Raw genomic sequence first — 14,382 nt, 5'->3', positions numbered from 1 at the left:
AGTGGTAGGTAAATATATATTGGAACGAGGTTGGATCATCTTAATTCGTTTTCCAACTACTCGATGATCCCATTTATTTTGTTGCTGGGCCGATTTTAGTTTTTCCGCCCATGAAAGGTACTAATGCTTCAGGAATTGTAATAGAACCATCAGCATTTTGGTAGTTCTCAACAATCGCCGCGAATGTACGTCCGACTGCTAAGCCGCTTCCGTTCAATGTATGAACTAATTCTGGTTTAGCATCTTTATCACGTTTGAATCGGATATTTGCACGGCGTGCTTGGAAATCTGTCATGTTAGAACATGAGCTGATTTCTTTGTATTCATCATAACTTGGAAGCCAAACTTCTAAGTCATAAGTTTTACTTGAACTGAATCCAAGGTCGCCAGTACAAAGAATGACACGACGATATGGTAATTCAAGTTCTTCTAAGATTGCTTCTGCGTTGCTTGTTAATTGTTCTAACGCATCCCAAGAATCTTCAGGTTTTTCAAAACGTACCAACTCAACTTTATCGAATTGGTGTAAACGGATTAAACCACGTGTATCACGTCCGGCAGAACCCGCTTCACTTCTGAAGCAAGCTGACTGTGCAGTGAACTTGCCTGGCAATTGATCTGCAGACAAAACTTCTTCGCGGTAGTAGTTAGTAAGTGGAACCTCTGCTGTAGGAATCATGTATAAACCTTCTTTTTCCACTTTGAACAAGTCTTCTTCAAACTTAGGTAATTGACCAGTACCATACATAGAATTAGCATTTACTAATTGAGGTACCATCATTTCTGTATAACCATGTTGTGTTGTATGTTTAGTAAGCATGTAGTTCATTAATGCACGTTCTAATTGTGCACCTTCATTAGTTAAGAATACGAAACGTGCACCTGAAACGCGTGCAGCACGGTCAAAGTTCGCCATTCCTAATTCTTCAATTAAATCCCAATGCGCTTTTGCTTCGAAATCGAATTGGCGAGGTGTACCCCATTTTTTAACTTCAATATTCTCTTCATCAGAGTCACCTTCAGGCACATCATCATGCATAACGTTAGGGATTGTAGATAATCTATACTGTAATTTTTCATCTACTTCGTTTAATTCAGTATCCACTTCTTTAATGTCATCGCCTAATTTTCTCATTTCAGCAATTACATCATCTGCATCTTCTTTGTTGCGTTTCTTCTCAGCAATTTCATTGCTGACTCTGTTTCTTTCCGCTTTCATTTCTTCTGCTTTACCGATTAACTCACGACGTTTGCCGTCTAGTTCTAAAACTTCGTCTACTACTTTTGGATCCATACCACGTAATTTAACTTTTCCTTTTAAGTAGTCCGGTTCGTTTCTGAATAATTTGATATCTAACATAATACGGTCATCCTTTCCAATATATACCTAATAAGTGAATTGATTTGAATCTATAAGGAGGCAAAAAACATAAAAAAATACCACGCCCCTACAAGGGACGTGGTACTACGTGTTGCCACCCTATTTAACAGTACAAATATAAAATAAGTACTGCACTCTCGCTAAAATAACGGTTATTACCGGTTGTTCCTTCAATAAGCAGGTAGATTCGTCACAGATATTGATTGCTTATTCACACTCACCATAAGCTCTCTGAAATCAATTACCAGGATTACTTGTCCTGCGAACAATGTCTTATTAACTTAAGTTCACTATAGCAAAGGTTTTTATAATTTGCAATACGTATTTTCAACTTTTTCAGAATTCAATAAAAATTCATGTTATTTACAATCAACTTCAGTATAAGCCGTTTGCTGCAAGTATCGCGCTACTTTTGTAATGTCTTTATGGAACTGACGATCTTCTGTAATAGAAGGCGTGATATTGCGTAACGTCTCATATTTTTCGCGAGAACGCGGCGATAATTTATCAATACCTTTTAGCTCTACAGCTTGCAACGCAATAATTAATTCAATCGCTAATACACGTCTTGTATTATCCGCAATTTGATAACCATGACGAGAAGCAATCGTTCCCATCGACACATGATCTTCTTGGTTTGCTGATGATGGAATAGAATCTACACTCGCCGGATGTGCTAACGTCTTATTCTCAGATACAAGACTTGCTGCTGCATATTGCATAATCATTGCACCACTTTGCAGACCAGGTTCTGGACTTAAGAATGCAGGTAAGTCTCCATTAAGTTGCGGATTGACTAAACGTTCCAAACGACGTTCTGCAATGTTGCCTAATTCGCTGACTGCTACTTTTAAGAAATCTAATGCATAAGCCACTGGTTGACCATGGAAGTTTCCGCCTGAAATCACAAGTGTTTCATCATCTTCATGGAAAATAAGCGGATTATCATTCGCTGCATTCATTTCACGTTCTAATTGTTTTTTTACAAAGTTTAAAGTTTCAAAGCTTGCACCATGTACTTGAGGAATACAACGTAATGTATAAGCATCTTGAACACGGATTTCTCCTTGATGTGTCGTTAAATTAGAATCTTCCAACCAGTACAACATACGATCAGCCACTGCGCTTTGTTCTGGGAAGTTACGCACATCATGCACTTCAGGACGATAAGCATCTGTAATACCGTTTAATGCTTGATGCGTCAATGAAGCAATCCACTCAGATTGATAAGCTAATGATTCCGCTTCAATCCAATTAATAACACCTTGTGCTGTCATGGCTTGTGTACCGTTGATTAATGCTAATCCTTCTTTAGCAGATAACTGTAACGGCTTACGACCTAATTCTTCAAGTACCTCGCTGCTTTCACGTTCTTCTTGTTGATAATATACTTTACCTTCTCCAATTAATGCTAACGCAAGATGAGAAAGCGGTGCTAAATCACCTGATGCACCTAATGAACCTTGCTGTGGAATAATTGGGATAATGCGATGATTAATGAAATAAATCAATTGATCTACCAAATCAGTAGTTACACCTGAATGGCCTTTTAACATTGTATTTAAACGTAATATCATCATCACAAGTGCAACGTCATGCGAGAATGGGTCACCTGTCCCACAAGCATGTGAACGAATTAAATTCACTTGCAGCTGATTATATTGGCCTGGATCAATCAAGACATCACTGAATAAACCAAATCCTGTAGTAATACCATAGATTGTTTCTTTATTTTTAATAATATCTTCTACAATTGCACGACTCTTCTTAACACGCTCCAGTGCATCAGATGAGATTGCAACTTGATCTTGCTGATGTAAAAAATCTTTTATGTCTTCAATTGAGAGCGACGCTCCGTTTAATTCTAATGTCAATTGAATTACCCCCTTAGTAAAATAAGAACTTACAATTATCACAAGTATACGCTTACATTCAGAGAGGGACAATAGATTTCAGCAAAGCCGTAGCATGGTAATACGTCACTAATTTAACAAGCTAAAACCTTTTCTATCTTAAGTAGTATTTAAGTTTATGAATCCTCCTTCATGATATGGTATGGATTCTGTAAATGACGCAAATAATATATCTTTTGATGATACACTCCAAGTGACAAAAAAAGTAGAGGAGTGTCATCCATTGAGGAATTCTAAGTTGATTGTTTCATCTATCATTGCAACTTCATTATTCATGGGCAGTTCGACTTCATTGTTCAATCAAGCAGATGCAGCAGAAGATAACGAAAAAACAGACATTCAACTCGCTACACCTTCAGAATGGCAAACACAGCACGACAATTTGCTGCAAGCCAGACTAAACGGTTCTAATTTAGGAGAAGGCGGCGGCATCGGTTCTATCAACAGCTATCAAACTTCATATCGCGACTATGTTGAAAGTACAATTGAAGCAGCTAAAGATCAGCCTGCTTATGGCGAAGTTATTATTCCGAGAGAGGGAAAAGACTACTTAAATACGCATGGCATACCTGTAGAATCTAAAGCACAACCGAGACAAAACATTGAACCGCTTCCTGATACTGGACAAGATAGTGCAGATACAACTGTTATGACAATCGTAGCAGGTTTATTCATTGCATTCGGTACAATCATCACATTCAGAAAACATTTTAAATAATTTAATTTGTTTATTGCGCTGAAGTCTTTATCCAGACTTCGGCTTTTTTATGTTCAAATGTATTTCACACTACTCGTTATCACGTTTTTCACACATTCTTTCATCGTTAATAAAGTATTAATATTTACTTTAAGTTTTAGTGTTGACTTACTCAAGGGACAGGTATAATATGAGTTATTGCATTAAGAAAAAGTACATTAACGACGATTTAAAAAGCTCATCTGCCATTCGTAGATGTGCTTAAATTTTAGGGTTATCAATTAAAGCAGAATAAAGACAAATGATTCAGCGAGAACTATAACAAGGTGTCTATTGCTTATTAAATGATTTTTAAGAAAGATGGAGGGATTGTAGTGGAAATACTAAATAACGTATCTATTCCAAAAAGAAAAGATGATACGCATAAAGGTGATTATGGTAAGATTCTTTTAATTGGAGGAAATGCGAATTTGGGTGGCGCAATTATCATGGCTGCACGTGCTTGTGTTTACAGCGGAAGCGGTTTGATTACCGTTGCGACACACCCAACTAACCATGCTGCTATCCATTCACGTTGCCCTGAGGCAATGGTGATAGACATTAACGATACGAAACAATTAACAAAAATGGTTGAAATGACGGACAGTATCTTGATTGGTCCTGGATTAGGCAAAGACTTCAAAGGTAATAATGCGATGACAATTTTACTTCAAAATATTCAGCCGCACCAAAACTTGATTATTGATGGAGATGCGATTTCAATCATCAGTAAATTGAAATTAGATATTCCGAAATGCCACCGTATCGTTTACACACCGCATCAAATGGAATGGGAACGCTTGAGCGGTATTCCTATTGATGAACAAACAGAAGAACGTAACCGTGAAGCGGTTAATGAAATGGGCGGTGTTGTTGTTTTGAAAAAACACGGCACTGAAATCTATTTAAAAGATCAAACTTATAAATTAGATATCGGTACACCTGCAATGGCAACAGGTGGTATGGGTGACACACTTGCTGGTATTATCACAAGTTTTGTCGGCCAATTTGATGATTTTGACTATGCTGTTACAACAGGTACTTATGTACACAGTTATATTGGCGAATGCTTATCTAAAGATATGTATGTTGTACCGCCATCCAATTTAATTAAAGAAATTCCTTATGCGATGAAACGTTTAGAAGAAAAAGACGGCGAAGACGCATAAAAAAAGAAGCTTTCTGCTTGCTGATGATAACCAGCACTGCAGAAAGCTTCTTTTCATTTATCTATTATTCTTCATCGTTTTCATCATCTTCATGATCCGCACTTTCGATATCTTCATTGACGCGGTCCATAAAGTCTTGTCTTAATTCTTCTTTTTCTCCATCTTCATCAACTGTTTCATCGACTTCAGTATGGATTGTTTGTCCCTCATCATCAGTTTCAACAACATGTTCTTCAACTGAAACTGTTGCTTCACCTTCACCAGGAGTTTCGCTATCCGATGTTCCTTCTAGCTCATCTTCAAGATCTTCTTGTACTTTTGCGACAGTAGAAACAAATTGTTCTTCACCTAAACGGATAAGACGAACACCTTGTGCAGCACGTCCATTTTGAGAAATGTCGTCTACATCAATTCGGATGATTACACCTTGGTTCGTTACAATCATAATATCTTCTTCGCCAGTCACAGTTGTGATGCAGACGATATCACCATTTTTCTCAGTGATTGTCGCAGTTTTAATACCTTTACCGCCTCGGTTTGAAATACGGTATTCATTAAGCGGTGTACGTTTTCCGTAACCATTTTCAGTTACAACTAAGACTTCATCTTCACTGTCTTCAGTTGCTACTGCTAAGCCGACAAGTTCATCGCCTTCACGTAATGTAATACCTTTCACACCAGCTGCTGTACGGCCTAATGGACGTAATTTAGATTCTTTAAAGCGAATCAATGAAGCGTGTGATGTTCCAAGTAAGACGTCTTTAGTACCGTCAGTAAGACGAACTGCTACTAACTCATCTTCATCTCTGAAGTTGATTGCAATTTTACCATTACGATTAATGTGTGAGAAGTTGCTGAGTGATGAACGTTTTACGATACCATTCTTAGTCGCAAATACTAAGTAAGCATCTTCTTTTTCAAGGTCATTTACCGCAATCATCGTACTGATTGATTCATCATTTTCTAATTCGATTGCGTTAATAACCGGAATACCTTTAGACTGACGTGAGAGTTCCGGCACTTCATAACCTTTCAATTTATAAACACGGCCTTTATTCGTAAAGAATAAGACATTATCGTGAGTACTCATTGTAACGATTTGGCTCACGAAATCTTCTTCTAAAGTATTCATACCTTGAACACCGCGACCGCCTCTGTTTTGTGCACGATAAGTTGAAACCGGAAGACGTTTAATATAGTTATTGTGACTTAATGTAATAACAATTTGTTCTTCTGGAATTAAGTCTTCATCTTCAATTTGGTCTAAACCGCCAAGTTGGATTTCAGAACGGCGTTCGTCTCCGAAGCGTTCTCTGACTTCAGTTAATTCTTCTCGAACAAGTTCTAGTAATTTTTCTTCATCAGCCAAAATAGCTCTCAACTCTTCGATATAAGCGATTAACTCGTTATATTCAGATTCAATCTTATCGCGTTCTAAACCTGTTAAACGTCTTAAACGCATATCTAAGATAGCTTGCGCTTGGCGTTCAGATAATTTGAAACGGCCTTGCAAGCGTTCCATTGCTTCTTTATCTGTTTCAGATTCACGGATTGTTGAAATAATCTCATCGATATGGTCTAACGCAATTCTTAAACCTTCTAAGATATGCGCACGATCTTCAGCTTTTTTCAAGTTGTATTCAGTACGTCTGCGAACTACGACTTTTTGATGTTCTAAATACTCAACTAAAGCTTCTTTCAAATTGATTAATTTTGGTCTGCCATTGATTAAAGCAATCATATTCACACCAAATGATGTTTGTAGTGGTGTCAATTTGTATAAATTATTAAGAATAACGCTCGCATTTGCATCTTTACGGATATCAATCACAACACGTACGCCTGTACGTAAACTTGTTTCATCACGTAAATCTGTAATGCCGTCTACTTTTTTCTCACGCGCTAATTCTGCAATTTTTTCAATCATACGTGCTTTATTAACTTGGAATGGGATTTCAGAAACAACGATACGTTGGCGACCGCCGCCACGTTCTTCGATTTCAGCACGAGCACGCATTTGAATCGAACCGCGTCCTGTTTCATAAGCACGACGAATACCGCTTTTTCCTAAAATCAATCCTGCTGTTGGGAAGTCAGGACCTTGGATGTCTTCCATCAATTCACTGATTGTGATATCTGGATTATGACTTAAACTTAATACCCCGTTAATTACTTCTGTCATGTTGTGAGGCGGAATGTTCGTTGCCATACCTACTGCGATACCTGAAGCACCGTTAACAAGCAAGTTAGGGAAACGAGCAGGTAAGACTGCCGGCTCTCTTTCAGTACCATCGTAGTTATCAATAAAATCAATTGTATCTTTATTGATATCTCTTAGTAATTCTGTCGCAAGTTTTGTCATACGTGCTTCTGTATAACGCATTGCGGCTGCACCATCACCATCCATTGAACCGAAGTTCCCTTGTCCATCAACAAGAGGGTAACGATAGCTGAAATCCTGTGCCATACGTACCATAGCTTCGTAAATAGAAGAGTCACCGTGAGGGTGATATTTACCCATTACATCCCCAACAATACGTGCAGATTTTTTATACGGTTTATCAGGCGTCATTCCTTGTTCGTTCAAACCATACAAAATACGACGATGTACTGGTTTCAAACCATCTCTGACGTCTGGCAAAGCACGAGATACGATTACACTCATCGCATAATCTAAAAACGATTCACGCATCTCGTTACTGATGTTTCGTTCAATTATTCTTGATTCAGGATATTCAGCCATCAAGAATTCCTCCTTAAGTTATTAATTCCGTTGCTGTATTTCAAAATTAGAAATCCAAGTTCGCATATACAGCGTTGTCTTCGATGAATTGTCTACGATTTTCAACCACATCGCCCATCAACATTTCAAATGTCGTATCCGCTTCAATCGCATCTTCTAATGTAACTTGAAGCATTGAACGGTGTTCTGGGTTCATTGTTGTTTCCCATAATTGGTCAGCATCCATTTCTCCTAAACCTTTATAACGAGAGATTGACCATTTTGGTGTTGGTTTCAATTCTGATTTTAATTTTTCCAATTCTCTTTCGTTGAAGACATAATATTTTTGTTTGCCTTGTGTCAATTTGAACAATGGCGGCTGTGCAATATAAACATATCCTGCTTCAATCAACGGGCGCATAAAGCGGTAGAAGAATGTTAACAAGAGTGTTCTGATATGGGCACCGTCGACATCGGCATCTGTCATAATAACGATTTTATGATAACGTGCTTTAGAAATATCAAATTCTCCGCCGATTCCTGTACCGAATGCAGTAATCATTGAGCGGATTTCATTATTATTTAAAATTCTGTCTAAGCGTGATTTTTCAACGTTCAAGATCTTACCGCGCAATGGTAAAATCGCTTGTGTTCTAGAGTCACGTCCAAGTTTTGTAGACCCTCCGGCAGAGTCACCTTCGACTAAGAAGATTTCACTTTCTTCAGGGTTTTTACTTGAGCAGTCTGCTAATTTACCAGGTAAGCTGGAAACTTCTAAAGCAGATTTTCTACGTGTTACTTCACGTGCTTTTTTAGCTGCAATACGTGCACGAGAAGCCATCAGACCTTTTTCGATAATAATACGTGCAACTTGCGGATGTTCATACAAGAAACGTTCCATATCTTCAGCGGAAAGTCTGTCTACAATCTGACGTACTTCAGAGTTGCCGAGTTTTGTTTTTGTTTGTCCTTCGAACTGAGGATCTTCGTGTTTGATTGAGACAATTGCTGTCATACCTTCACGTGTATCTTCACCAGACAAACGTTCTTTATCCTCTTTGATTAAACCTGATTTTGTACCATAGCTGTTTAACACACGTGTTAAGGCGCGTTTGAAGCCATCTTCATGCGTTCCGCCTTCGTAAGTGTGAATGTTATTCGCATAAGATAATAAGTTTGTTGTGAAGCCGCTATTATATTGAATTGCGATTTCAACTTCTACATCATCTTTACGATCATGAACATATACAGGTTCATCAAATAAAGGTTCTTTATTTTCATTCAATAATTCTACGTAAGACTTAATACCGCCTTCATAGTGGTATGAATCTTCGCGAATATTATCTTCATCACGTTCATCACGTAAAGAGATTTGAATGCCTTTATTCAAGAAAGCCAATTCTCTAATACGTTTTTGTAATACTTCGTATTGGTAAGTCGTTGTTTCTGTAAAAATTTCAGGATCGGCTTTGAAACGGATTTCTGTACCGTTATGTTCTGTTTCGCCGATGACTTTCAAATCATATTGCGGAATACCGCGTTTATAAGCTTGATTATAAATTTTATTATTTCGGTGAACATAGACTTCTAAGTCTTCTGATAGTGCGTTTACAACAGATGAACCTACACCATGCAATCCACCTGAAACTTTGTATCCGCCGCCGCCGAATTTACCTCCGGCATGTAAAACAGTTAAGATAACTTCAACTGCAGGACGTCCCATTTTTTCTTGAATATCAACAGGAATACCACGTCCGTTATCTGTTACTCGAATCCAATTATCTTTTTCGATAATGACTTCGATTTTATCAGCATAGCCAGCTAATGCTTCGTCAATACTATTGTCCACAATTTCCCAAACTAAATGGTGCAGACCTCTTTCTGAAGTTGAACCAATATACATACCTGGTCGCTTACGAACCGCTTCAAGTCCTTCTAAAACTTGAATTTGTCCAGCACCATAATTTTCCGTGTTGTTCACATCTGACAATGCTTCCACCTTCACTTTCTATCACTTGATAATTTCACCTTGATTTATTCGGTAAAGTTTTGCATGTTTCATAATTTCGTGGTCGATACCTTCGACAGATGTTGTAGTAACAAATGTCTGCACCTTATCTTGAATAGTACTTAATAGGTGAGTCTGACGGGAGTCATCTAATTCACTTAATACATCATCCAGCAATAAGATTGGGTATTCGCCTACTTCGATATTGATTAATTCGATTTCAGCCAACTTGATAGATAACGCTGTTGTACGCTGCTGACCTTGAGATCCATACGTTTGCGCATCCATTTCATTAACCTTAAAACCCAAATCATCACGGTGAGGTCCATAAAGTGCCACACCGCGTTCTATTTCGCGTTCCATATTGTCTTGTAAAAGCTTTTGCACTTCTTCGTAAAGTTTTGCTTCATCCGTTTCTTCTGAAAGTTTTAAACTTGGTCTGTATTCAAGATCCAAAGTTTCACGTTCATCAGTGATACTTGAATGAATCGGTTTTGCTAGTGTTTCCAACTCATTGATGAAATGCACGCGCTTCAACGTGATTTTCAGCGCATACTCTGCAAATTGCTGATTTAAGACTTCTAACATCGTACGATCGGTCTTTTGTTTCATTTGCAATTGTTTCAAGTAATTATTCTTTTGTTTTAAAATGCGCTGATATTGAGACAAGTCGTTCAGATACACTGCAGAAATCTGCCCCAGTTCCATATCGATAAATCGACGTCGCACTTGAGGCGACCCTTTTACGATATTTAAGTCTTCTGGGGCAAAAAGAACAACATTCAAGTGCCCGACATATTGAGTCAGACGATGTTGTTCCAAGTGATTTACTTTAACCTTCTTGCCTTTTTTAGTTATAAACATCGTTAATGGCATCTTGCCGTGTCTATAACTCAGCTCACCTTCTATTTTAGCATACTCAGCGTTAAAACGTATGAGCTCTTTGTCATTTGAAGTACGATGACTTTTAGCCAGTGCAAGTGTGTAAATTGATTCGAGCAAGTTGGTTTTGCCTTGTGCGTTTTCTCCAATCAAAATATTGACGTCAGGATGGCAATCCAATACAACTTCTTCGTAATTTCTATAATTTTCAAGCTGGAGTGCGTTTAATTTCATTGGTCACCTTGTTGAGCAATTACAAATGAACCAACTTCAGGAATGTCGATTTGATCACCATCTTCTAGTTTTTTGCCGCGACGTGTTTCACGTTCGCCATTCAAATAAACATCAAATTCTTTTAAAAACCATTTTGCTTGTCCGCCAGATTCAATAATTCCTTCAGTTTTCAAAAATTGTCCTAAAGTAATTTCACCTTCAACTATGATTTTTTCAACCAATTTACTCACTCCATTTCTTTATAAGGTCATTAATATATTATACCTTTTTTTGTCATAAATTTCATGTATTAGAGGCTAGTTTCTAGGTAGTTTTGCATATAATTTTCAACTTTTTGCAGAAAGTGTAGATTTCACAGAGTCCATAGCAGAATTTTGCATTTTAAAAGGTGTCATTGATTTTTGATTTAAAGACGATATTTTTATCCAACAAATAATTTAAACGCGTTCAGCGTTCTCTGAGATACTTTAAAATTGATTTTTATCTTTAATTTCAAAATGAATCAGCTATAAAAATAAAATAAGCAGAAACCCGACTTGGATTTCTGCTTATTTTTAAATGGTGTCACCTTTTATTTTGGTAAATTAATATGTTCTGATTGGAAGAATTAATTGAACAACTGAATCGTCCTCTTTCGGTTTTAACGTAAATGGTTTCATCGTACCGAAGAATTCAACTTCAACTTCGTCACTGTCGATTGCTTTTAAGGCATCCATCATGTATTTAGAGTTGAATGAAATTTTTAAGTTGCTGCCTTCAACATCATTAGCATTAACATCTTCTTTTACAGTACCGATTTCTGGTGAAGTAGAAGAAAGTTCAACTTCTTCATTACCAGTACTTAATTTAATAACGTTATTGCCGCCTTCACGTGCAAGTAGTGATGCACGATCAATAGCGTGATAGAAATCACTGTTGCTCATCTCAATTTTTGTTTCATAGTTTTCAGGGAACAAACGAGATGTATCTGGATAATGTCCTTCAAGCAGACGTGAAATGAAATTAATGTGTCCGACTTTGAATAATACTTGGTTAGAAGCAAAGAAAATATTGATGTCATCTTCTGAGTCAGAAACGATTTTGTTCAACTCAGCTAATGCTTTACCTGGAATGATGACATTTTTGTTATCGATATCTTCGTCTTCTAATTTTAATTTTCTTACAGCCAAGCGGTGTGAATCTGTAGCAGTGCATATTAATTCATTATCTTGAATCAACCAGTTCACACCAGTTAAAACTGGCCGTGTTTCTGAGGTGGACACAGCGAAGTTTGTTTGCGCAATCACGTTTTTCAAGACTTTAATCGGTAATTGGATAGCGTCATCTTGTGAAACCTGCGGCAATAATGGATATTGATCTGGATCTAATCCGCTTAAGTTAAATTCAGAATGACCTGATGTGATTAAAGTTTGGAATTGTGCATTTGTTGAAAGTTTAACATCTTTTCCTGGTAATTTTTTAATAATATCTACAAAGAAACGACCAGGAAGTACTACTGAACCTGTCTCTGAAATAGTGACAATGTCTTCGCCATCAACTTGTTTTGGTATTGAAATTTCAATTGAGATTTCTGAGTCTGATCCTGTAAGAATCACTTCATCTTCTTTAGCGTCGATTTTAATACCTGTCAAAATAGGTAATGTTGTTCTTGGTGAAATTGCTTTTAATGTGTCGTTTAATTGGTTTATGAAATAATCTCTTCGAATCGTGAATTCCATCATTTTATTAAACTCCTTCCAGTCGTTTATAAATTAATTATATAGGTTTTAAAACCGTAGTAATAGTAGTAGGGGCTGTGGATTAGTGGATAACTCAGAAAAACCTTGAGATACGAAGTTATTCACATGTGGATAAACTGTGCATGGTGTGTATAACTTTTTAACATTATCCCCAATTGATTTTTATTGACTGTCATATAACAGTTTCTGATTTCCATTCAATTTTACCCCGTTTTTTAGTAAAACATTTATTTTGTTTACTGATTTCGAATTTCTTTTTCTAAATTCTCTACTTCTTGTTTGAAAATAGGATCTTCTGACATATCTGTTTGAATTTTCATATGTGCATGAATCACGGTTGTGTGATCACGACCTCCAAATTCTTCTCCGATTTTCGGAAGTGAAAAATCAGTAAGTTCTCGAGAAAGATACATTGCTATCTGTCTAGGATAAGCAATGGATTTAGTTCTTTTCTTAGCAGCAAAGTCTTCAAGACGTACGTTATAGTATTGACCTACCACTTTTTGAATGTCTTGAATTGTTATTTTTTTGGATTTTGGAGTTTGAATAATATCTTTCAATGCTTCAGCAGTCAGTTCAGTTGTGATTGCTTCGTTTTGTAATCTTGAATAGGCGATAACTCGCGTAAGCGCGCCTTCTAACTCACGAATATTGGATTGAATTTGATTCGCAATATAAGTGAGTGATTCAAGTGGGATATCCACATCTTCTTCCTCTAACTTTTTCTGTAAAATTGCCATTCTTGTTTCATAATCAGGCGGCGTGATGTCTACGATGAGTCCCCATTCAAAACGTGAACGCAAGCGATCTTCTAATTTTGCAATTTCTTTTGGTGGTCGATCACTTGAAATGACAATTTGTTTTCCAGTTTGATGCAAATCATTGAAAGTATGGAAAAACTCTTCTTGTGTTTGTTCTTTGTTTTGGATGAATTGAATATCATCAATCAAAAGTACATCGATATTACGATATTTTTCACGGAATTGCTCGGTTTCATTATCGCGAATAGATTTAATGAATTCATTCGTGAATTTTTCACTTGATGTATAAATCACTTTCGCATCGCGATTATTTTCTAAAACGTAATGTCCGATCGCATGCATCAAATGCGTTTTTCCTAAACCAACGCCTCCATAAATGAAGAGCGGATTATAGGCTTTAGCCGGCGCTTCAGCTACTGCAAGACTTGCAGCGTGCGGGAAGCGGTTGCCGGGACCGATGACAAAAGTTTCAAATGTATTATGTACATTAAATTGATCTTCGCTGCTGTTTTGAGGCGCTTGAACATCGGGTTTAGCTTCAGATTTTGCTTTTGCAGAATCTTTCACTTGCTTGTCTTCAGTTAAATCTTCTTGAATTACAAAGTTAGGCATCAGTTTTGTCCCGATTGCTTTTTCAATTAAATCAGCAATGATATCGGTATATTGCTTTTTTAAAAAATCTTGAACAAAATTTGATTCAACCAAAATAATAGCTGTATTTTCTTGGATATCGATTAATTCCGTTTTTGGCGGTTCAAACCAAGTGCTATAGCTAATAGGGGTTAATTCGTTCTTTGCCAATTCAAGAACTTTGTCCCAAATTTCTTCTTTAGACAT

10 protein-coding genes and 1 other annotated feature are annotated in these 14,382 nt (G+C 37.0%); of the genes, 2 read left to right on the top strand and 8 right to left on the bottom strand.

Translation table 11 applies throughout. The features are described from left to right. Positions 1–73: 73 nt before the first annotated feature. Both serS and hutH read right to left on the bottom strand, forming a co-directional pair. Positions 74–1,360 carry a serine--tRNA ligase gene (serS, locus tag DYE31_RS00050; protein ID WP_015901703.1) on the bottom strand — a complete coding sequence of 429 codons (1,287 nt, stop codon included), beginning with the start codon at positions 1,358–1,360 and terminating at the stop codon, positions 74–76. A 90-nt stretch (positions 1,361–1,450) separates the two neighbouring features. Next, positions 1,451–1,657, bottom strand: a binding site (T-box leader). Between the two features lie 83 nt (positions 1,658–1,740). Continuing rightward, positions 1,741–3,255 (bottom strand): histidine ammonia-lyase, encoded by a 1,515-nt coding sequence (gene hutH / locus DYE31_RS00045; protein WP_015901704.1) that lies wholly within the window; start codon positions 3,253–3,255, stop codon positions 1,741–1,743. 262 nt (positions 3,256–3,517) lie between these two features. On the opposite strand from hutH, the gene DYE31_RS00040 reads away from it, so the two are divergent. Both DYE31_RS00040 and DYE31_RS00035 read left to right on the top strand, forming a co-directional pair. Further along, entirely contained in the window at positions 3,518–4,012 is a 495-nt protein-coding gene (locus tag DYE31_RS00040) for a hypothetical protein (protein WP_015901705.1), read from the top strand. Positions 4,013–4,335: 323 nt separating this feature from the next. Beyond that, entirely contained in the window at positions 4,336–5,199 is an 864-nt protein-coding gene (locus DYE31_RS00035; protein ID WP_371860254.1) for an NAD(P)H-hydrate dehydratase, read from the top strand. Between the two features lie 64 nt (positions 5,200–5,263). Here the strand turns inward: DYE31_RS00035 and gyrA are convergent, their stop codons facing one another. The 6 genes from gyrA to dnaA all read right to left on the bottom strand — a co-directional run. Next, the gene (gene gyrA, locus DYE31_RS00030) at positions 5,264–7,942 is read right to left on the bottom strand and encodes a DNA gyrase subunit A (RefSeq protein ID WP_015901707.1); all 2,679 of its coding nucleotides are present in this window, start codon (positions 7,940–7,942) and stop codon (positions 5,264–5,266) included. A 46-nt stretch (positions 7,943–7,988) separates the two neighbouring features. Then, positions 7,989–9,920, bottom strand: a complete 1,932-nt coding sequence (gene gyrB, locus DYE31_RS00025; RefSeq protein WP_231839081.1) for a DNA topoisomerase (ATP-hydrolyzing) subunit B — start codon at positions 9,918–9,920, stop codon at positions 7,989–7,991. Between the two features lie 12 nt (positions 9,921–9,932). Beyond that, entirely contained in the window at positions 9,933–11,045 is a 1,113-nt protein-coding gene (gene recF, locus DYE31_RS00020; protein ID WP_015901709.1) for a DNA replication/repair protein RecF, read from the bottom strand. Next, complete coding sequence (gene yaaA / locus DYE31_RS00015; protein ID WP_015901710.1) at positions 11,042–11,266, bottom strand: S4 domain-containing protein YaaA; 225 nt, start codon at positions 11,264–11,266, stop codon at positions 11,042–11,044. The genes recF and yaaA overlap by 4 nt, the downstream gene beginning before the upstream one ends. 363 nt (positions 11,267–11,629) lie before the next feature. Further along, on the bottom strand, positions 11,630–12,766 hold the full coding sequence (gene dnaN / locus DYE31_RS00010; RefSeq protein ID WP_015901711.1) for a DNA polymerase III subunit beta: 1,137 nt from the start codon (positions 12,764–12,766) through the stop codon (positions 11,630–11,632). A 254-nt stretch (positions 12,767–13,020) separates the two neighbouring features. Continuing rightward, positions 13,021–14,382: chromosomal replication initiator protein DnaA (gene dnaA, locus DYE31_RS00005; RefSeq protein ID WP_015901712.1), on the bottom strand; the 1,362-nt coding region annotated here is incomplete at its 5' end.

This window comes from Staphylococcus carnosus (assembly GCF_900458435.1).
Taxonomy (GTDB): domain Bacteria; phylum Bacillota; class Bacilli; order Staphylococcales; family Staphylococcaceae; genus Staphylococcus; species Staphylococcus carnosus.
The sequence above is the reverse complement of the archived record's forward strand: the minus strand, read 5'-3'. Positions and strand labels throughout refer to the sequence as shown.